The 20,360-nt window shown below is 47.1% G+C and carries 18 protein-coding genes and 1 riboswitch; of the genes, 9 read left to right on the top strand and 9 right to left on the bottom strand.

Annotation, left to right across the window (positions count from 1 at the left end):
- Positions 1-20: 20 nt before the first annotated feature.
- Positions 21-1,139, bottom strand: coding sequence for a glycosyltransferase family 4 protein (locus DESAL_RS06575; RefSeq protein WP_041721715.1), 1,119 nt, complete (start codon positions 1,137-1,139; stop codon positions 21-23).
- Positions 1,140-1,358: 219 nt separating this feature from the next.
- Here DESAL_RS06575 and DESAL_RS06570 point away from each other — a divergent pair, with 219 nt between their 5' ends.
- Positions 1,359-1,958 carry a phosphatase PAP2 family protein gene (locus DESAL_RS06570; protein WP_015851186.1) on the top strand — a complete coding sequence of 200 codons (600 nt, stop codon included), beginning with the start codon at positions 1,359-1,361 and terminating at the stop codon, positions 1,956-1,958.
- A 203-nt stretch (positions 1,959-2,161) separates the two neighbouring features.
- Here the strand turns inward: DESAL_RS06570 and DESAL_RS06565 are convergent, their stop codons facing one another.
- From DESAL_RS06565 to DESAL_RS06555, 3 genes are all read right to left on the bottom strand, one after another.
- Complete coding sequence (locus tag DESAL_RS06565) at positions 2,162-3,418, bottom strand: serine hydroxymethyltransferase (protein WP_015851185.1); 1,257 nt, start codon at positions 3,416-3,418, stop codon at positions 2,162-2,164.
- A 53-nt stretch (positions 3,419-3,471) separates the two neighbouring features.
- Positions 3,472-3,560: riboswitch (ZMP/ZTP riboswitch) on the bottom strand.
- Positions 3,561-3,627: 67 nt separating this feature from the next.
- On the bottom strand, positions 3,628-4,071 hold the full coding sequence (locus tag DESAL_RS06560; protein ID WP_015851184.1) for an alanyl-tRNA editing protein: 444 nt from the start codon (positions 4,069-4,071) through the stop codon (positions 3,628-3,630).
- Positions 4,072-4,158: 87 nt separating this feature from the next.
- Entirely contained in the window at positions 4,159-5,034 is an 876-nt protein-coding gene (locus DESAL_RS06555) for a LysR family transcriptional regulator (RefSeq protein WP_015851183.1), read from the bottom strand.
- A 117-nt stretch (positions 5,035-5,151) separates the two neighbouring features.
- On the opposite strand from DESAL_RS06555, the gene DESAL_RS06550 reads away from it, so the two are divergent.
- Positions 5,152-6,393 (top strand): APC family permease, encoded by a 1,242-nt coding sequence (locus tag DESAL_RS06550; protein ID WP_015851182.1) that lies wholly within the window; start codon positions 5,152-5,154, stop codon positions 6,391-6,393.
- A gap of 65 nt (positions 6,394-6,458) precedes the next feature.
- Here DESAL_RS06550 and DESAL_RS06545 read toward each other — a convergent pair whose 3' ends face one another.
- Positions 6,459-7,049: a VPLPA-CTERM sorting domain-containing protein gene (locus tag DESAL_RS06545; RefSeq protein WP_015851181.1), complete on the bottom strand. Its 591-nt coding sequence runs from the start codon at positions 7,047-7,049 to the stop codon at positions 6,459-6,461.
- Between the two features lie 310 nt (positions 7,050-7,359).
- Positions 7,360-8,559 (bottom strand): aminopeptidase, encoded by a 1,200-nt coding sequence (locus DESAL_RS06540; RefSeq protein WP_015851180.1) that lies wholly within the window; start codon positions 8,557-8,559, stop codon positions 7,360-7,362.
- Positions 8,560-8,907: 348 nt separating this feature from the next.
- Here DESAL_RS06540 and DESAL_RS06535 point away from each other — a divergent pair, with 348 nt between their 5' ends.
- From DESAL_RS06535 to pgm, 7 genes are all read left to right on the top strand, one after another.
- Positions 8,908-9,096, top strand: coding sequence for a ferredoxin (locus DESAL_RS06535; RefSeq protein ID WP_015851179.1), 189 nt, complete (start codon positions 8,908-8,910; stop codon positions 9,094-9,096).
- 340 nt (positions 9,097-9,436) lie between these two features.
- On the top strand, positions 9,437-10,207 hold the full coding sequence (locus tag DESAL_RS06530; protein WP_015851178.1) for a YkgJ family cysteine cluster protein: 771 nt from the start codon (positions 9,437-9,439) through the stop codon (positions 10,205-10,207).
- Positions 10,208-10,268: 61 nt separating this feature from the next.
- Entirely contained in the window at positions 10,269-10,571 is a 303-nt protein-coding gene (locus tag DESAL_RS06525) for a hypothetical protein (protein WP_425357287.1), read from the top strand.
- A gap of 64 nt (positions 10,572-10,635) precedes the next feature.
- A complete protein-coding gene (locus tag DESAL_RS06520; protein ID WP_015851176.1) occupies positions 10,636-11,256 on the top strand; it encodes a tetratricopeptide repeat protein in 621 nt (206 codons plus the stop codon).
- 202 nt (positions 11,257-11,458) lie between these two features.
- On the top strand, positions 11,459-11,920 hold the full coding sequence (locus DESAL_RS06515) for a DUF3795 domain-containing protein (RefSeq protein ID WP_015851175.1): 462 nt from the start codon (positions 11,459-11,461) through the stop codon (positions 11,918-11,920).
- 19 nt (positions 11,921-11,939) lie between these two features.
- Positions 11,940-12,386 carry a hypothetical protein gene (locus tag DESAL_RS06510; protein WP_015851174.1) on the top strand — a complete coding sequence of 149 codons (447 nt, stop codon included), beginning with the start codon at positions 11,940-11,942 and terminating at the stop codon, positions 12,384-12,386.
- A 227-nt stretch (positions 12,387-12,613) separates the two neighbouring features.
- Positions 12,614-14,263, top strand: coding sequence for a phosphoglucomutase (alpha-D-glucose-1,6-bisphosphate-dependent) (pgm, locus tag DESAL_RS06505; RefSeq protein WP_015851173.1), 1,650 nt, complete (start codon positions 12,614-12,616; stop codon positions 14,261-14,263).
- Between the two features lie 82 nt (positions 14,264-14,345).
- On the opposite strand, the gene DESAL_RS06500 is transcribed toward pgm, so the two are convergent.
- From DESAL_RS06500 to DESAL_RS06490, 3 genes are all read right to left on the bottom strand, one after another.
- Positions 14,346-16,814, bottom strand: coding sequence for a response regulator (locus DESAL_RS06500; RefSeq protein ID WP_015851172.1), 2,469 nt, complete (start codon positions 16,812-16,814; stop codon positions 14,346-14,348).
- Complete coding sequence (gene cheB, locus DESAL_RS06495; RefSeq protein WP_015851171.1) at positions 16,814-17,881, bottom strand: chemotaxis-specific protein-glutamate methyltransferase CheB; 1,068 nt, start codon at positions 17,879-17,881, stop codon at positions 16,814-16,816. The genes DESAL_RS06500 and cheB overlap by 1 nt, the downstream gene beginning before the upstream one ends.
- 135 nt (positions 17,882-18,016) lie before the next feature.
- On the bottom strand, positions 18,017-20,338 hold the full coding sequence (locus DESAL_RS06490) for a hybrid sensor histidine kinase/response regulator (RefSeq protein ID WP_245543794.1): 2,322 nt from the start codon (positions 20,336-20,338) through the stop codon (positions 18,017-18,019).
- Positions 20,339-20,360 lie beyond the last annotated feature (22 nt).

Raw genomic sequence — 20,360 nt, 5'->3', positions numbered from 1 at the left:
ATTTAAATTTTTCTGAAAACTTATTTTTTCCCGGCAAACATCTGGTCAACCAGCTCCAGATAAGGCTCAATCCCGCAAGGCACATCACCGGGCCACTCAAAAGCTTCTCCGCTATTCTCAGCTGCCACTTTGCGGATCATTGCTGCCAGTTTCATATAATCGGAAGGGTCATCTATGATCTTTTCATCGGGCAGGAAATAGCTGCTTCCATTGTCGCGGGAACTTATTACGGGAATTCCGCAAGCCAGAGCCTCCAGCACTGAATTAGAACAAGCATCGTAAAAGGAAGGAAGCACAAAAAGATCAGAACGTCCGTAAAGTGCGGGCATATCTTTCACTTTACCTAAGAAGCGGACCCTCTCGCCAACACCAAGCTCTTCAGCAAGCTTTATGTACTTGGAAGGATTGCGCCCCCCGGCAACCTGCAAATGGTAATTAGCGGGAAGCTCGGCAAGAGCTTTGATCAGGAAAGAAACACCCTTGAGAGCAAAGTTTGTTGTCGCGGTGGAAATCAAAACATCATTATCGGACATTGAAAATTCAGCGCGGGCAAGAGATCTTTCTTCCTGACTGAGTGGACTGAACAATGACAGGTCCGGCTTGTTGTAAATGACATCAATATCCCGTCCACTAAGTGATGGATGGGAATCCACCATCCAATCGCGAACTCGGTGAGAAACACAAACCATGCGACAGTTGGATGCAGCCTGCTTGCGCTCTATATATTTGATGATCATATTGACCAGTGCGGTGCGGCGGCGAAACATCTTGAAAGAACGTGCAAAACCGGCAGGCCATGCTCGCTTTGAAAGTGCCCAGAAAGATTCCAGCGGCCCGCCACCGATACGCAGAATATCCTGATTCAAGGATTTGCCAAGGCTGATGGTAAGATTATAGTTGCCTTTTTTACGTGCCTTCTCCGCAGCCATCACAAACCAGAGCAGCTTCCCGGCACGGCAAAATCCGTAACGTCCTACCTTGATGATATTCACTCCCTGAGGAGGAGCATCCTCGGCACGGGCACAGATAAAATCAACAGAATATCCGGCAGCAGCAAGAGCCGCGCTCAAATTGTATCCAAAGCGTTCCACTCCACCGTAGCGGCTGAAACGAGGTAGAATCAGAGAAATTCTTTTCATGTTCATCTATATTTAATGTATCTGATTGCTCACAAAATCGTCAGACTGTTGAGTCTGATCCCTTGCGGGCTTTTATTTATATTGATACTCGCAAACCATATGCGGCAGCGATAAAGCCGCCTGAAATTAAAAATTACGAGTTAAGTTCGCAGCAACGGACGGAGATGTTATTCGGAAACAACCGTCTTGCCAAGGAAAACGCTCACACAGGAGAAATAAGTGCCGTTTCTTACTCAACCGCTGGATATGCAAATATTCATTCTTGCCAACCAGATATTCCGCAAGAGCTGGATGGATGTAGCAATGCCTTTGCTTTCTTCTGCCGCTCTGCTCTGGGCCATCATCGCACTGGTGACCATTTTCGGAGTCTGGAAAAAGGGAGCTAAATTTCTGGTTATCATCCTGCTCATATCCGCCACCATGGGACTGGCAGACTTTTCCACCAATATAATAAAGAAATCCATAGGCAGGGTCCGTCCACTAAACTCCATCGCCCTGACCTATTTCAAAGATGACGGAATCTGGCAACGCCGACCGCTTGATTACCAGCAGACCAAAGAGCGCGGCAATTCCTATCCATCCGCACATGCGGCAAACTCCATGGCCTTTGCGGTAATGCTCATGTTTTTCTTCCGCCAACTCCGCCCGTGGATGCTTTTCCTGCCCATAGGGGTCGGATACTCGCGCCTCTATCTGGGCAAGCACTTCCCCACCGATGTAATGGCAGGTTGGGCCTTTGGAGCATGTGTGGCTATTTCAGTCTGGCTGCTCTGGAGTTACTGGCTGAAGTATAAATTGCCGGAGAAATATAGACCGTAAAAAAAAATCGACTTGAACCATTAGGATCAAGTCGATTTTTATTTGGAGGATGGGGTGATGAAAAATTTCCGGGCTGGCTAAAAAAGTTGTTACCCACAAGACAATTTACAATAAAATTTTCAGCCAGCCCGGGAAGAAATATCTGTCCGGGATTCCCGGGGATGCATGGAATCCCGGACACATGGGAAGGAAGGAGTTTTCAACTAGATTCCCGGAACCGGAAACCTTGAACAGAAAGATTCAATTTCCGACCGGGTGGTGACGGCCAGATTCTTATCTTCAGGATTTTGGAGGATGGTGGTGATCCAGCCCGCCAGTTTGACCATATCGGCTTCCTTCATGCCACGGGAAGTAGCGGCGGGAGTACCGATCCTGATACCGCTTGGTTTCAGGGGCGGATTGGGATCATCGGGGATGATCTGCTTGTTGGTGGTAATGGCAACCTCGTCGAGCAGTTCTTCGGCAACTTTGCCGTTAATACCGTAGCTCTTCTCAGTATCGAGCACCATCATGTGATTGTCAGTCCCTCCGGTGACAAGGGATGCACCGGATTTGAGCAGTTCATCAGCGAGTGTTTTGGCGTTAACCAGCACCTGCTTGCCGTATTCCTTGAATTCCGGCTCAAGTGCTTTTTTAAGAGTAACCGCAATACCCGCAATGCTATTCATATGCGGTCCACCCTGCAGACCGGGGAAGACAGCCTTATCGATCCTGGGCGCGAATTCCTTCTTGCAAAGAATCATTCCGCCACGGGGACCGCGCAGGGATTTGTGTGAGGTGGAAGTAACGACATCAAAGCCGAAGTCAAAGGGGTTGCGGATGACATCGGCTGCAATGAGTCCGCCGTAGTGTGAAGCATCGGTCATGGTAATGGCCCCTACTTCGTCGGCAATTTTCTTGAAAGCAGCGTAATCCAGATCGCGGGGGTAGGAAGTGTAACCGCAAAGGATCATTTTCGGCTTGTGTTCAAGGGCTGTTTTACGAAGCTCGTCAAAATCTATGCTGCCGTCAACAGGATCGGTTTTGTAGCGGATGAAATTGAAAAGCTTGCCCATGAAGGAAACCGGGGCACCGTGAGTAAGGTGTCCGCCATGGGAGAGATCCATGGCCAGAATGGTATCGCCGGGTTCAAGGAGGCCGAGGTATACAGCCTGGTTCATAGGAGAACCGGAAAGAGGCTGCACATTGGCATGTTCACAACGGAAGACCTGCTTCGCTCTTTCGCGGGCAATGTCTTCGATGGTATCGGTAAATTCCTGACCGCCGTAGTAACGTCTGCCGGGATAACCTTCGGAGTATTTATTTGTGAAAACACTGCCGAGGGTACAGAGAACTTCAGGGTAGGTGTAATTTTCAGAAGGGATCAGTTCAATACCTGCTCTCTGGCGGGATTCCTCGCCGGAAAGAGCATTGAAAATGTCGGGATCATTTGCTTGGAGAAGATTTCGATATTGCTGCATGGGCACTCCTTGTGATTCACCTCGTGGAGAGGTAAGGATGCACGTCTTGAAAAAGACGAGGCCCAGGCGAGCGGCTGGTAAAATAAATTCCGTGTTTCCCTGTGGTTAATTCCACATTACATCGCCAGTTGCACGGAATGTGTATTCAAAAAGCTGGTCTATAACTAGCAACAGATTTCAGCTCTGTAAACAAGTTTTTCAAATTTACCTTAAATTTCCGGTTCACCAAGCTTATAGCGAATGCGCAGAACACCATCATCAAAGCTATGTGAAACCATCTTGAACTCACCGATTTCATTTGAATTTTCTACATGTTCACCAATACAGGGACAAGCATCAAAATCGCCAATATTTACGACCCGAACTTCGGTCACACCTTCAGGAAGACGGGTAAGGTTGAAGCGCTCGTCGGCTTCTTTAAGACTGATCATCTGTTCAGTCACAACCAGACCAGATGAAATAGCCTCGTTAACACCATGCTCAATTTCACTTGCTTCAACGTCAGTTAAACCGCGCTCGAAATTGTAATCACACTTGGATTTCTTCTTGTTGATATGAGCGCTGAAACAGCGATCACAATCGAATTTACGCACCATAACCTGATTCAAAATATGCTCCGCAGAATGCATGCGGGGCTGGTAATGTTTTGCCATATTCCGGTGCTCCTTTTTTGCTTTAATAATTACTTTTACGCCAACTTATTCCAATTGAATGGAGATAACAAGTTTAGACGAAGGAGCCTAACCCCACTCCACCGCAGCTTCCTCAAGCAACCGCATGAATTCAGCCATTGCCGGGGAAATCCATTTATCCTTGTGATGAAGAATCTGGACACAAATCGGATCAATGGTTTCCCATGGGATAGACTTGAGCCTGCCATCGCCCAATTCCTTACGGACTACGATTTCCGGCAGGAATGAGACCCCGATATTGCAAAGCAGGTATTGCTTGATGACTTCCACGCTGGCGGTCTCGATGATGTTATCAGCCTTGATCGCTTTATCGGACAGCAACTGTTGGAAAATCTGACGATAGCTGCATCCTGTTTCCGTATACAGCACTGCATGCGACGGGGAATTGATCAATTCTTCAGCAGGATATTCATGAGGCAGGACCACACACATTGGTTCATCAAAGAGCGGTTTGCAGATCAGCTCATCTTCTTCCGCAACACGGTCCAACAGCACTGCCATATCAAGGCTTCCATCACGCAGCAGACCGCGCATAGCCGGACAGGTGGAATTGTGCATGATCAGTTCTACCTTGGGATACATGGATTTGTATTTCTGCAACACCGGAGAAAGCCGATAAAGCATGGTCGATTCCGGCGCTCCAATACGCAACTGCCCCGCAGGTTCTCCCACTTCGTTCTTCAATCCGCAAAGGTCATCATACCCTGCCAGCAGCGGTAAAACCCTGCGGTAAAGCTGTTCTCCGAATACATTCAGGACCACCCGCTTACCCAGCCGATCAAAAACAGGCCGCCCGTAGAAATCCTCGATCACCCGCACGTGAGACGTGATTGAGGACTGAGCATAATTGAGTATTTGAGCGGCCTTGATAAAGCTGCCCTGCTCCACAATTTCCTTGAATGAAAGTAAGTGCCGGATTTCCATGCTGTCCTCCTTGCCTCACTCTTATCTGTTTTAATGAACGTTTCAATCTAAATATTCAGTTTTTCAGATAGCAATTACCTTGCTAAGCTTTGCGCACTAAATTCAGGAAGGTGTGAAATGAGAAACAAGCAAATGGGCCCCATTCAACTGGGAGGTTTACTGGCTGGAGCAGTTCTGGGGTCCGGGGTAATTCTGCTGCCGCCTATGGCAGAGGCGAGACTAGGTGAATGGTCAGTTGCTGCGTGGCTGATAGTTATGGCGCTGGGTGCAGTCTTTGCTTCACTTTTCGCAAGGCTGGCTGTTGCCTATCCCGGCTCGGAAGGTGTTCCTATCGCCATCCGCGAAGCATTCGGCGAGAAGGCCGGACAGCTGGCTTCCAACTATATAATCTGTGCCGTCTGCGTTGGACCTGTGGCAGTCATGATGACCGCAGCAGATTCCATCGGTCATACTTTCAACCTCTCCGCCACTCAGATTTCAGGCTTTGCCACAATCATGGTGCTCATATGCTCTTTCATTTTGTTACGCAGAGTCACCTTTGTCAGCACCATCTCCCTCATCGCCAGCATTGCCATAGGTTTAATTCTGATCAGTGGAAGTTTCATCACCATCGGTTTTAACTCTGTAAGCCCGATACCGGTAAATGCGCCGGATATTCCCTCGCTCGGCTCTGCTCTGCTGCTGCTTTTCTGGGCCATCATCGGCTGGGAAATCATCGGCAATTACTCTATGGAAGTGCGCTACCCCACGCGGACAATTCCACTGGCAACCATTATCGGAGTCAGTACCGTCAGCGTAGTATATCTGCTGACTGGCTGGGCCATGCATTCCATCGGAAAAAGCCCGCATAAATCTTTAAACGTTGCTCAAATCGTAGAACCTTTACTGGGCGGTTATGCAAACTTCATGGTCATGCTGATAACCTGCGCACTATGTATATGCACCTATTTGATGATTATAGGCGGGGTTTCCCGGCTTATTGCAACACTCGCTGCCAAAGGCAAACTACCGTCTATTCTTGCAAAGACCAACGCCAACAATGCACCGTGGTCAGCAACATTTCTCCTGTGCGGCATTCATATGGCAACCTTGTTTCTACTCCAAAACGGAGTTGTATCTCTGGAAGAGCTGGTTTCATTTGCCAATGTATTCTTCCTCGCCAATTCATTAATCGCTGTAGGAGCAGCCTTGAAAATTTTCAAATCCCCTGCCGTACGTATACCCTGCATCATTCTCTGCACGGGCTTCAGTATTCTGTTGGCATTCTCCTCCATATGGCCTCTACTGATACTCGCAGCAGTGAGCATTGTCACACTAACCCTCAAACAAGTCAGGCGAATTACTTTCGCCCAAAAATAAAAAAGCCGGAACCGCAATCCCATAAGGATCACGGTTCCGGCTAAACTTTATAACGTCTGTTATATTTAGAAGAATCTACGCTTCACAAATCCAACAACACCAAGCCCACCGAGCATCAAGAATGCAGCACCCGGAATAGGGGTGGGAGCAGTGTTTGAAATGTTGGTTACTTTTAAATTAATTGCTGTAATCTGACTGTACGTCCAATTGTTATCCGAATTATAGGCAGATTCGAATATCTGCTGCACAACAGACCCTACTGTAAGATCTGTAAAGCTAGACCCCCAACCATTCATATGTACGTCAGACTTCTCATTCCCAGTAAAAGCGAAATAGCTATAGTTCTTATCCTTTAAGTAACTATTATCAGTAGTGCCATACCCATTGAGTGTACCGGAATACAAAGAAGTATAATACGAATTATTTACAGTCTTAGTTTGGCCATTGCCAATGGTTCTATAACCAGTCCGGTCAGTATCAATTTCAATGACATACTTAACCGTATCGCCGATGGATATACCGGCAGCACTAGCTAGGCCGCCGCCATCATTTACGGCACCGACAGTACCTTCAAGGGTGTAATAATATGATGCAAACGCCTGCCCCGGCAAAATCAAAATTGCCAGCAGAGCGAATATGCCAAAAATATTTTTCATGAGAATACCTCCACCAATTTTCCCTAAATATGGGAATAACCCGGATCAAAAATCCAGTCAATAAATCCCGACTAAGTCCCGGCAGGCTTGCCTTAAAGCTAACCATCTAACAATTTGAATCTTTATTTATGCAAAATTAAACATATATAAAAAAATATGCATTTCTAATACAAAAACAAGTGCCGACTGCCGAGAAACCGACAGTATATAACCGGATGAAGCAAATCAAATGCCAAAAGAAAGAAAAAAATCCCGGCTGAATAAATTCAGCCGGGAAACTTAATGAAAGAATCAGCTCTTATAATGCAAACTAAATCTGGAACTCTCCAGATTTATAAATGACCACTTCACTGCCATCTTTCAACTTAGCATAAACGGTTTTATCCTGAGTATTTACCAAGTCCCAGTGCAGAGCGGAAGTGTTGTAGCCCAGCTCCTCTTTCAGCTGCTCATTAAGCTCCGTCTGATCCCCGGCATAGGTGTCAGAGTAAGAAGAACCGACAGCAACGTGGCAGTTTCCGAACTCTCCGCCGTAGTTTTCATCATAGAGGGTGTTAGCCATGAATTTGTCAATTCTTGAAAAGCGACGGTCAGTAAGAGAGAACTCACCAAGACGTGCAGCCCCTTCATCCATTGCCAGTTGCTTTTTGACAAACTCCTCACCTTCCTTGGCACTTATTTCCGTGGCTATACCATCTTCGAAAACAAGGCGTACACCTTCAACATAGTTACCGGAACGGTAAGAAGGCTGGTCGGCGTAGTAAACCCCGGAGGTTCCACGCCAGTCAGGAGAAATAAACAGCTCAAAGCTGGGGATATTGTGACCGGAAACACCGATCCACTGGCGCAACTCGCCATGCTTAACGGTCAAGTCCATGTCATCGGTAACAACACGGTAGGATTCAATACCCAGACCGTTCAACCAGTTTTTAACTTCGGAAGCCTTATCAAAAACGCCCTTCCAGCAGGCAGCGGGATCTTCTTCATCAAGATAGCAGGCTTTCACGATCTGATCGGTAAATTCCTTAATGGTAAGTCCGGCAGATTCGGCAAGAGCCCTTGTTGGATAGGAGCAAAGAGTCCAGCCCAGTTCGCCTTTCTGCTCACGCTTTTCCATAATATCGCGCAGGAATTTACGGGCCACCGCACATTTACCCATGCGAGAAGGCTCTACTCCGGCTAAATGGGTCAATGAGGAAGGAGCAAGAAGAACGATCAGTCCGTTAAGACCTTCGGTAAATTCCTCTTCACCGGGAGCAATATACTCAAGTTGATTGTCATTCCCGTCACCGTAAAAACTTTTCTCCATTGCCGGAGTAAGGGTCATCCTCGGCACAGGATTAAGGCCTTCGGCAATAAGACGCTTAAAAACTGCTTCCGCAAGCGGCAGGGCTTCAGCTTCATAGCGAACCATGATCAGATCGCCCTTTTCATAAGGTTTGGTGCGGGCAGTAGTCAGGCCCCACCACAAAGCATCAACATATTTATCCAGCTGTTCATCGGTCAGCATAAAAACTCCTAAAATTATAAATCCATTATTTCGAAATAAAGTCACCTATTAATTCAATGTCCAACTAAAGTCATCATCTATGAAGAAAGTCGGCCAACTGAACTGAAAATCATAATCTCTGCTTGAAAATCTTAATCTTGATAATTAAGATGTTTCTTGTACTTTTTAGCCCCTGCCTTCTTGACATGCGGAAGGCTTGTGGCTATCCACATTTCAATAGCCCTGAGTCGGGGGTCACAGCTGGAATTAATCCGGCTCAATCCTAGTTGTAAAAGACTGCGTAGCCTGTAGGCTTTTGTACGCAGGCTACCAGAGGCTAAAAAATCAATCTTTTTGGAGGGTAACTCTATGAGCTACGTAATTACCATTGATAACGACAAATGTAACGGCGACGGCGAATGTGTTGATGTATGTCCTACCGAAGTTTACGAACTTCAGGACGGCAAAGCAGTAGCTGTTAACGAAGACGAATGCCTCGGTTGTGAATCCTGTATCGAAGTTTGCGAACAGGACGCTATCACCATCGAAGAGCAGTAGAAAATTCTTCATTAACGAAGTTTTAAAGGCGGGAATCAGGGTTAGCCCAGATTCCCGCCTGCTCTTTAATTAACGGTCAGCGAATTTAATATCGTTCAGTGGACCAGCCTGCCGGAGCCGGATTTCTTTTTCTCCTCCCCCTCTTCTCTTCCTTTTTTATGCGCCACCCCCGGCATGCTGAAAGTGCCGATTGAACCGTCATGCGGGATCGGTTCTACAAAAATCAGTAATTATTTTCACGCAAACAATTGACTGCTGAACAATAATACTTAGCTTATACGAGTTTACGCGGTTTATTCCGCCAAGGCTCTGAACATATTTTTTTTACGGAGGTTTTGCTTTGGAGTTCAAAGAAATTTTTCAAAAATACGAAGCTCTTGTCGCTGAAGTTGACAAGACTTTCAATAAAATATCCGAACAGACCGAAGATGGCATCAAATGCGCCAAAGGCTGCAGTGACTGTTGTCACGCTCTCTTCGATCTGACTCTTGTGGAAGCGATCTACATCAACCGCAAGTTCAACGAAACTTATAGCGGCATGGAACGTTCCGTGATCATGCAGGATGCGGATAAAGCGGACCGACTGATCCACAAGATCAAAAGAAGGGCTTTCAAAGCCAGCCAGTCCGGAGCCTCCACAACAGAAATTCTCAAGGAAGTTTCTCTCGCTAGGGTCAAATGTCCCTGCCTGAAAGAAGACAACCTTTGCGCCCTCTATGACTACAGGCCGCTGACCTGCCGCATCTACGGTGTTCCCATGAATATCGGCGGTCAGGCTCACTCTTGTCAGAAATCAGGTTTCACTGCGGGTAAAGCCTACCCCACCATCAACATGGACACATTGCAGTCCAAACTGATGCAGCTGAGCGAAGAACTGGCAGCTTCCATCAACTCTTCCCTGAAAGAGCTCCCGGAAGTACTGGTTCCTCTCTCCATGGCACTGGTAACCGACTACACCCCGGAATACCTCGGCGCCAACACCGGAGATAAGGTAGAAGAACCAGCTCCTGCTGCTGAACCTTCTGAAGCTTGCGGAACCTGCGACAAAGACAAGTCTGCATGTGCCAGCTGTAACTACTCTGTAGAACTCGGCGCAATGCCCGAGAAATAGGACACAGGAGATAATAGTGGGCACCCTTACTCCGGAAGAAATTGAAGAACAAAAACGATACATGTACGAGAAACTTTCGCCGCGTAGGCGCAGGTTTGTCGACAAGATCGGTTACGACGAATGGGACCCTTTTGCGAAACCTTTCGACCCCATTGACCTGCGTCAGGATGTCACCGGAAGAACTTCACAGCAGCTCTGTGAAGATTTCATCAAAGATGTCCACGTAAGCCGCAACTCAGAATATGCGCAGGCCGCAGCCGAGTTCGGGGTAATGCTGGTCATGAACTTTGAAAAAGTTCGCCCCATTTATGACTTTTGCGTCTGGTACGAAGAGCTGTTGAAAAAAGAAGGCAAACACGTTTAGCCTTCACGATTTTCAGCAGCAGACCAATAACGACAAAACTTTTGTAATATAAGAGGTTTATCCCATGCAGAAATTTGATAATATCGATGATTACATCGCAGACCTTAAAAAGAAAAGAGAAGCTAGCCCGACCTGTAGTAACACCCGTTACAACCTTGGTGTTGCCTACCTGTCCAAAAGGGACTTCATGGAAGCTGAGCGCGAGTTCCTCGTAGCTATCGACGAATCCCCCAAAATGGCTGAAGCCTATGTACAGCTCGGCGGTATCGCCATGCAGCGTGGCGACCTTGAAGGCTGCCTGCGCTACAACATCACCGCTACCCAGCAGCGTCCTTTCTTCGCTGTTCCCTGGGGCAACATCGGCTACGTGTACATGGAACAGGGCGAAACCGACAAAGCTATCAAGGCTCTGAAGCGCGCCATCAAGTACGACCCCAACTTCGTACAGGCTCTCTCCACCCTTGGTGCAGCATACTTTAACGAAGGCGAACTGGACGACTGCATTGAAGTCTGCGAAAAAGCTCTCAAGCTGGCAGACAACTTCGGTCCCGCATGGAACAACCTCGCTCTCTGCTACACTGAAAAAGAAGACTACAAAAAAGCAATTGAATGCGTAGACAAAGCAATTGAAACCGGCTTTGACGTATCTGATGAATTCCTCAAGGAACTTGAGAAGCACCGCTAATACACATACAGCTAATTCATACTGTTACATAAAGTCCCCCGGTCCAAATTGGATCGGGGGACTTTTTTTGACGAATATAATTTCCTTCTGAACTTTTTTTCAGACTGTAAGGCTCTCGTAATTTATACGATTCTGTTTTATATTGCTTTCAAATAGAAAACTATTTTCAATCCTGACCCCATAGTTACATGAGACTTCCCACATGACAAACATCTCAAATAGTAAACGAGAACTCATCGCCCCGTGTGGTCTGGACTGTTCACGCTGTGTAGGCTGCACTGCCGGAACAGTTTCCATTCATGCTCAAAGAATAAAGGAAACTCTTGGCGAAAATTTTCACACCTATGCAGAAAGGCTCAGCAGTTTCAATCCCGCAATGAAAAATTATCCCCAGTTTCGAGAGCTGCTTGAATCATTAAGCTCACCGCACTGCGATGGCTGTCGCTCTGAAAATCGAACCTGCCTTCCCCAGTGCAACGTTTCCGAATGTGTAAAGGAGAATAACTGCGAATTCTGTTTTCAATGCAGCAGCTTTCCAGATTGCGGTAAAACCGGACTACCTGAATCATTGCTTCAAAGATGGCAGGACAACAACATTTTCATGAAGCAGCACGGAGTAGACAAATTCATTAAAACTCAAGACTTAAAACCACGCTACCCATAACTACTGACCCGGACACTATATGTACGATCCTACCATCCTGCTCAACTTTGGCGGCACAGTCTGCTTTCTGATTGCCATACTGCATATCGTGATAATTATTGTCGGTCCGAAGGCTTACCGTTACTTCGGTGCCGGGGAAGAGTTGGCGTCACTTGCGGAAAAGCATTCACCGATCCCCCCGCTTCTGACAGCTTTCATTGCAATAGTACTTGCCGTCTTCGGTATATACGCATTTTCGGGTGCAGGAGAATTTGCCAGAATGCCTATGCTCGGGCCCGTACTGTTAATAATTGGCGCCATCTTCAGCATTCGTGGCTTGATCCTGCCTGTACAGCTTTTCAATCTGCTCAAAAATCCCCATAAGACAGAAACAAAAGAAATCTTCTTTTCCATCATATCTCTGCTGACTGGAATATGCCTGCTCTACGGCACAGCACTCAATTGGGATTTTATTTTTATCTCATAAAAATAATTCCTAATTATTTCCATTTCCTTCCTTCTGCTCCCAATTATCACCAAAAGAGCGCCCATATCTGCCGAGAATCATAGACAAAGGCATCTGCTACCTGTTAATTATCGAGAAATGCTCCCTGCTTCTAAGCAGGTTACAATCAGCTTAAAAACATCTGTTAACTGTTGTTTTTTTATATTTCTTTGATATTCTTTATCGGCATTCAAAATACGGAGGATTAAATGGCTCTTAGCAAACTGGCAGGACAACTGGCTCCTGCAAACATTCTGGAAAACATACCGAGACTAGTTTCAGCGTATTATACAGTAAAACCTGATCCTTCCCTTGATTCTCATCTTGTTGCCTTCGGAACCTCCGGGCATAGAGGTTCTGCCCTTGACGGCTCCTTTAACGAAGCCCACATTTTCGCAATCGCTCAAGCCATCTGCGAATACAGAAAAGCAAAAGGCTACACAGGTCCGCTCTTCATGGGCAAGGACCCGCATGCCCTTTCAGAACCGGCTCAAATTTCAGCCCTTGAAGTATTTGCGGCAAATGGTGTTACCGTGCTGCTCAACGACAAGGGATTCACCCCCACTCCTGCAATTTCCCATGCAATTCTCTCGTACAACAAGGGCAGGAAAGACGGATTTGCTGACGGTGTAGTAATTACCCCATCCCACAACCCCCCGCGTGATGGCGGTTTCAAATACAACCCGCCCAGCGGCGGACCTGCAGGGACCGCAGCAACCAGCACCATCCAGAACAGGGCCAATGAAATCCTGAAGAATGGGCTCAAGGATGTAAAACGTGTTCCCTTCAGCCAAGCCATCAAAGCTGACACTACGAAGGAATTTGATTTCATTACACCTTATGTTGATGATCTGGAAAACATCGTTGATATGCAGGCCATCGCATCCGCAGGGCTCAGCATCGGTGTAGATCCCCTCGGCGGAGCAGCTATTGATTTCTGGGAGCCTATTGCTGAAAGGTACGGCCTGAATATCAATGTGGTAAACAAGAAGCTTGATCCCTCATACTCCTTTATGCATGTGGATAAGGACGGCAAAATCCGTATGGATTGCTCCTCTCCTTACGCTATGGCAGGTCTGATTGAGCTCAAATACCAGTATGACATTTCATTCGCCAATGACCCGGACACAGATAGGCACGGCATCGTCACTAAAAGTCGCGGTCTGATGAACCCGAACCATTATCTGGCTGTTGCCATTGAATATCTTTACAAACATAGACCGCAATGGAGCGAGAAACTTACCGTTGGTAAAACCCTCGTTTCCAGCTCCATGATCAACAGGGTGGCAGAATCCATCAACCGCCCGCTCATGGAAGTCCCGGTAGGTTTCAAATGGTTTGTTGACCCGCTGCTGGACGGAACCTGCGGTTTCGGTGGTGAAGAAAGCGCCGGAGCATCCTTCCTCCGCAAAGACGGAACCGTATGGACCACTGATAAAGACGGTATCATCATGAACCTGCTTGCGGCTGAAATAACCGCAATCACCGAGCAGGACCCCGGAGAGCACTACACCTCCCTTGAGAAGAGATTCGGGCATCCGGTGTATAAACGCATCGACACCCCGGCAACCGAGGAACAGAAAAAAGCATTCAGCATTCTGACCCCGGATATGGTTAAAGCCAAAACTCTTGCCGGAGAAACAATTGAAGAGCGCCTGACCGCTGCCCCCGGTAATGGGGAGGCCATAGGCGGACTTAAAGTTGTAACAGAAAACGGCTGGTTCGCCGCCCGTCCTTCCGGCACTGAATCAATTTATAAAATCTACGCTGAATCCTTCAAAGGACTGGCTCACCTTGTAGCTATTCAGGAAGAAGCGGCCAAGATAGTAAATGCTGCTTTTGAAGTCGCACTGAAATAAGTCCAACTTCACATAACAATAAAAAAAAAGGCGGAGAGCTTTAAGCACTCCGCCATTTTTTTATTACTAAATCTAAATTCTACTAATCGGTCAGTTCAACACACACTCTAGTCGCCTCAGCCTCAAATTTGGCAAGACATTCTTCAACCGCCTGGGCATCTTCATTGAGCAGGGCTTTTTCAAGCTGCACAGCCGCGTCCCTTGCGCGTGGAGCACAAATAGCGGCGCAACTACTCTTCAAAGTATGGACGATTCTCTTGGCAACAGAAATTTTGTTGCTCTCGCGTGCTTCCTTAAATTTCGCAATATCACCGGACACGTCACTCATGAACATTGAGCACAACTCATTATACAAGGAGCTGTCCCCCTGATACATAGCACTAGCCTTATCAGGATCAATAACCTTTGCTTCTATCGTAACGGGCTCGGAAACGACTGATGGGACCCCGGCATTTTCCTTCATGGTCCGGAGAATGACATCCCGCAAGTCCACATACTGTACTGGCTTTGCAATATAATCATTCATCCCGGCCTTGGCACACTTGTCCTTAACCCCGGTCATGGCATGGGCAGTCATGGCAATAATTGGGACGTTACGGGCGGCATCACCGGCTCTGCCTCTGCGGATACTCATCGATGCACTAAAACCGTCCATCTCCGGCATTTCCAGATCCATCAGGACAAGGTCAACATCAATTCCAGAGAGCATGCTGACCGCTTCCAGTCCATTTGAAGCCACTTCGACAGAATGTCCCATTTTCTCCAACAGACTTGTAGCCACAAGAACGTTGATGGGATTATCCTCAACCAGAAGAATAGAATATTCAGCAGAGACCGCAGAAAGATCTTGAAAACTGTCAGCGTCCTGCCCTGACACAAGTTTACCGGAATCACCATACTTCAAGACGACATGGAAAGAAAAAACACTGCCGAAACCTTCAGAACTTTTGACCCCGATCCGGCCGCCCATCATCTCGACCAGTTCCCGGGAAATGGCAAGTCCCAATCCGGTGCCACCGAATTTGCGGGTAGTTGAATCATCCGCCTGACGGAAACTCTCAAAAACAATATTCTGCTTTTCGTCAGGAATTCCGATTCCGGTGTCACGGACAGAAACCAGAATGACGGCTTCATCGGAGTCCTTGCGATCCTCAAGCTTGCTGACCTGCACAAAAACACCGCCATTTTCGGTGAATTTAATGGAGTTGCCGATAAGGTTGTACAAAATCTGCTTTAACCTGACCTGATCACCACAGACAGCTTCCGGGACATCGTCGTCGACCTCAATATTCAAGGCTAGCCCCTTATCCCGGGCCTGCTGTTCCATGCTTCTGACAACATCACGCATCGCCTCACTTAAGCTGAAATCAGACTCTTCCAGCGTAAGCATACGGGCCTCAACCTTGGAAAGATCGAGAATATCATTAATCAGAGTCAGCAGCTGATCAGCGGAAATTTTAACCAACTCAAGATCTTCAGCCTGTTTTGTAGAAAGTTCGGATCGTAAGGTCAGATCAGTCAAACCGATTATGGCATTAAGAGGCGTGCGAATTTCATGGCTCATTGATGCCAGAAAGCGGGATTTGAAACGGTTGGCCTTTTCTGCGGCATCACGGGCCGTAATAAGCTCCCGCTCCATTTCCTTTCGCTCAGTGATCTCAATAAAAGAAGCGACAGCACCACCGGACTCACCCTGCATCGGGGTTACTTCCAGTAGATACCATTTAGGCTCCCCACCCTGCTCAAAAGAATATTCGTAGGAAAACTTCCGGCTATTTCCTTCTACAACAGAACGGACACCATCCACCAGTTCATGCAAAGAACCACGCAGACAACCGGAAGAAAAAACAGCATCTCTGAAATCAATTCCATCCAGAACGTCTTCGCTTGTACCGGGTAAAAAAATCTCCCGCCATGAATCATTGGCGGCTATAACCATCATATCCGTATCAAGCACGGCAATTTTAGCAGACATGGAAGCCAGAACAGAACTAAGCTGTTCTTCACGGGCAAGCAGCTTACGGTTGGCAACATCGAGCTGTCTGGATTGCAGAAGAGTATTTTCGTATGTTGCAAGCAGCAAATGGAAGACCTGACTGAAGTCAGCCTTCAGAACATGTTTGTCTCCCTGAAATTCAAAATCCACTTCCTGAACAGTGGAACTTTCAGAATCAAAATATTTATTTTTAAGAACCGACTCAATGCGTGAGATCAAAAAACCTTCATCATAAGGTTTGGTTACGAAGTTGGTCGCCCCGCTCTTCAACCCCTTGATAATATCTCCGGGTTCGGAAAGACTGGTCAGTAATATGACCGGAACATCCTTATAGCGGGAATTCTTCCTGATCTTTTCACACAGTTCATAGCCATCCATACCGGGCATGACGACATCACTGATGACCAGATCGACATCCTTGTCCTCCAAAAGCTGAAGGGCATTCTCACCATTGGATACAAGTGAAACCTTGAACCCTTTCTCAAATAAAATATATTCCAGCTTAACAGCCTGAGTCAGGCTGTCCTCCACGACCAGAATATGATTGCTTCCCACTATTTATCCTCCAGCAATCCCAAAAAAATCCTACAGAGCTCTCCCCCAATATTATCAAGCGGTAAAACAGATACAGCACCACCTATCTTAACCGCTTCCCCGGGCATACCAAAAACAATTGAACTCTCTTTATCTTGAGCAATAGTGTAGCCGCCATTGCGCCTTATCTCAAGCAGGCCGTCAGCTCCATCCTTACCCATTCCGGTCAATAACACCCCGACAGCAGCCCGACCTAAATTCCGGGCAACAGAATTAAAAAGGATTGATGCAGAAGGTTTGATTCCGTTAACGTTCGGCGCATCAGTAAGCACTATACGTCTATTGGAAGAAACTTCCATATGCACCCCTTCCGGTGCGAAATAAATTACTCCGGGCTTAAATTCTTCGTTGTGGACGGCAACCCTGATATCATGACCGGTATTGTTTTTAAGCCAGTTAACCATTCCCTCAGTAAATCCCTCGGACATATGCTGGACGATAAGTATAGGAGCTGGAAACCCCTGCGGCAATGACATAAGAATCTGTTTTATAGCCTGCGGACCACCGGTGGAAGCCCCGATACAAACAACTTTAGCTATACCGGGAGATGATTCAGGCAGAGACGGAGGTTCCAGCTGTATAACTGAACTATCGGTATCTTTACGGCTGAACCGTGTCTTACGGCGGACAACTTTGACTTCTGACATCAAACGTGCCGAAATAATGATTTCCTGCATCTGTTCTTCAAAATTATCATCTTTCAATGCAGGCTTGTTATGAAAAGCAAGAGCACCGGTATCAATAAGGCGAAAACCTATTTCAGCATCCGAGGCCCGGTATATGGCACTGACAATTACAATGGGAACCGGATTATCTTCCATAATCATTCTGGTAACCCGAAATCCATCGCAATCAGGTAGGTTCACATCCATGGTGACTACATCCGGTTTTAGATCACGGACCATGCGCAACGCAGAGTAGCCGTCCTCAGCACAGCCGACCACTTCAAAATCCTGCTCACGCTTAAACATCTCAGCAAACAAAGTCCGCACAGATGCCGAGTCGTCCACGATCAAAACCTTAATCACTTCACCACTCCGATTGACTACTTTCTAAAACTTCTACACTTGGAGCTATCATTTACACCCTAACGATCAGGCACGCAAAATCAGCCCATCAATACTACAAATAAGAGCGTCACTTATCTACAGTTAAATTAAATATCACCCCACTAAGCGCCCGATTACCTCCAACAAATTACCCTGATCAAAATTTGATTTAATAATGTAAGCATCAGCCCCGGCATCAACCCCCCGCTCCCGGTCCTCTGCCGAGCCAAGGGAGGTGACAAGAATGATGGGCAAACTTGCACTATTGTCCATTTTTCGGACTTTTGCTGTCAGGGTGAAGCCGTCCATCTGAGGCATCTCAACATCTGAAACCAAAACATCCGGTAATGATGCTTCTATCTTCTGCAAGGCATCAAGACCGTTAACAGCGGTAATTACGTTGTAACCTGCAGCTTCAAGAACATTCTTCAGAAGCATGCGTGAGGTGATGGAATCCTCAGCCACAAGCACAGTTTTTCGTTCCTTAACTCCCTGCCTGTGAACAACAGACCGAACCTTGCCCGCTGCATGCATTCCCAAAGCAGTACGAGCCATATCAGGAGTATGAAGAATGGGTACAAGTTCCCCGGAACCAAGCATGGAAAAACCTGAAACATTGCGGACCCTTTTAAGCAACGGTCCCATACTCTTGGCCATTACATCCTGTTCACCGGATAATTCATCAACACTTATGGCAACAGCTTTGCTGGCTTTCCCTACAATCAGGACAGGGAAAGACTTACTTTGGTTATTCTGACTTCCCAGCTCAAGAATATCTGAAAGACCAACCAAAGGATGCGGCCTTCCCAAGACAAAAACAGTCTCCTTGCCACCGGTGTTAACTATGTCATCCTGCCGAACCAGCATGACCTTGCGCACCCCAGATTTGGGGAACACAAAATTCTTACCGCCGGCCCCGACGACAATACCCCTGAATGATGTCAGGGCCACGGGGATGTTCAAAATAACCCTGAACCCTTTCCCCGCAGGGCTGGCTAGAACTACGCTGCCGCCAAGGGATTCCACCTTATCGCGGACAATGGCCATGCCCAATCCGCGCCCGGAAATATCAGTTATGATCTCACTGGTGGACATACCGGAAACAAAAACAAGATCCAGCGCTGCACGGCGATCAATTTTCTTAACATCGTCAGCCGAAATAAGCCCCTGACTTACCGCTACCGCTTTCAAGCGCTCCAGATCAATTCCCCGGCCATCATCACCGTAAACGATCTTCACCACATCTCGATCAGTCTGAGTAATGGAAAAAAATATCCTGCCCACAGGGTCCTTATCGGCAGCTTTCCTGTCTTCACTATTCTCAATACCGTGGTCAATGGAGTTGCGCATCATATGCATAAGAGGATCGTGCAGCATTTCAAGAATTCTGCGATCAATACGCACATTTTCGCCGCTACTCTCCATCCTGCACTCCTTGCCCTGCTCCATGCTCAAAGTACGGACCATACGGGGAAAAACATCCAACAAGGAAGAAAAGGGAAGCAGCATAGAATCTTTAAAATCACCAAGAAGCGAATCAATCTTTAAAGTAAGATCACGCTCTGCACGCCGCGCCGAGAGTTCCAGCGCATTAAATCTTCTGGAAAACTCGTCCAGTTTTTTATCCATAAGCGCATTGAGCTTCGCATCTTCTTCAGAAAAAGAATCAATTCGCTTGTCCTGCGAATCATTAAAAAACAGCTTGAATTCCCGCAGAAGTGCATCCATTTCCGAGATGTCCTGAACTCTGCTACGCTGTGAATTGCGGGAAGAAATCAGCTCTTCTGTCTGCAAAAGAAGGCCGGTAAGAAAGGAGGAACTTACTCTGACAGAATCACCCATTGAAGAGGAAGTGGTGATGTCCTGTCTTTGCTGATCAAGCGGTTCAACGCTCTCCTCAGGCTTAGTGTCATCGGTAGAGCTCTCAGCATCAGTACAGTCTGCTTTTCCGAACACTTCAAAATCTTTTTTCTCTAAAAGGGTAACTTTATCCGAATCCTGCTCCCCGCCCTCGGCTTCAATCTGCTGCGGTGATTCAGCCAATTCTTTCATGCGGGAAATAGCCACTTGAACCTGCGGAGAAACCTTAAAATCCCGGGAATCATCCTCCTCACGAAGCATGTCCTCCAGCAAATCAAGCCACCCCAGCATAATTGAACAAATTCTATCGGAAGGGACCAAACCGTCCTTCTTCAACACCGCAAAAAAGGACTCAAAAGCCTGACAAAACTCCTCCACCATTCCAAGTCCGACAGCTCTTGCCGCACCTTTCAGACTATGCAGTTCACGATAAGAAGATTCGATCACGGCTGAAAGATCTTCTTTACCGCACCCTTTTTCCAATCTCATAAAATCATTGGAAAGGACCCGCATGCGATCAGTGCTTTCCCCTCTGAACGCCGCTAAAAGTCTTTGCTTTAGATCACCGTCAATCATACCCACATCAACTCCCCGTGTT

It is taken from the genome of Maridesulfovibrio salexigens DSM 2638, from assembly GCF_000023445.1.
Classification (GTDB): Bacteria; Desulfobacterota; Desulfovibrionia; order Desulfovibrionales; family Desulfovibrionaceae; genus Maridesulfovibrio; species Maridesulfovibrio salexigens.
This window is presented reverse-complemented; position numbering and strand designations above follow the sequence as displayed.

Coding starts and splice junctions, on each gene's coding strand:
- DESAL_RS06540 (WP_015851180.1), bottom strand. CDS start 8,559: ATGCTGACCGATGAACAGCTGGATAAATATGTTGATGCTTTGTGGTGG.
- DESAL_RS06525 (WP_425357287.1), top strand. CDS start 10,269: ATGTACGAGAAACTTTCGCCGCGTAGGCGCAGGTTTGTCGACAAGATC.
- DESAL_RS06515 (WP_015851175.1), top strand. CDS start 11,459: ATGACAAACATCTCAAATAGTAAACGAGAACTCATCGCCCCGTGTGGT.
- DESAL_RS06555 (WP_015851183.1), bottom strand. CDS start 5,034: ATGGAAATCCGGCACTTACTTTCATTCAAGGAAATTGTGGAGCAGGGC.
- DESAL_RS06575 (WP_041721715.1), bottom strand. CDS start 1,139: ATGAAAAGAATTTCTCTGATTCTACCTCGTTTCAGCCGCTACGGTGGA.
- DESAL_RS06510 (WP_015851174.1), top strand. CDS start 11,940: ATGTACGATCCTACCATCCTGCTCAACTTTGGCGGCACAGTCTGCTTT.
- DESAL_RS06535 (WP_015851179.1), top strand. CDS start 8,908: ATGAGCTACGTAATTACCATTGATAACGACAAATGTAACGGCGACGGC.
- DESAL_RS06520 (WP_015851176.1), top strand. CDS start 10,636: ATGCAGAAATTTGATAATATCGATGATTACATCGCAGACCTTAAAAAG.
- DESAL_RS06550 (WP_015851182.1), top strand. CDS start 5,152: ATGAGAAACAAGCAAATGGGCCCCATTCAACTGGGAGGTTTACTGGCT.
- pgm (WP_015851173.1), top strand. CDS start 12,614: ATGGCTCTTAGCAAACTGGCAGGACAACTGGCTCCTGCAAACATTCTG.
- DESAL_RS06560 (WP_015851184.1), bottom strand. CDS start 4,071: ATGGCAAAACATTACCAGCCCCGCATGCATTCTGCGGAGCATATTTTG.
- DESAL_RS06545 (WP_015851181.1), bottom strand. CDS start 7,049: ATGAAAAATATTTTTGGCATATTCGCTCTGCTGGCAATTTTGATTTTG.
- DESAL_RS06565 (WP_015851185.1), bottom strand. CDS start 3,418: ATGCAGCAATATCGAAATCTTCTCCAAGCAAATGATCCCGACATTTTC.
- DESAL_RS06490 (WP_245543794.1), bottom strand. CDS start 20,338: ATGATTGACGGTGATCTAAAGCAAAGACTTTTAGCGGCGTTCAGAGGG.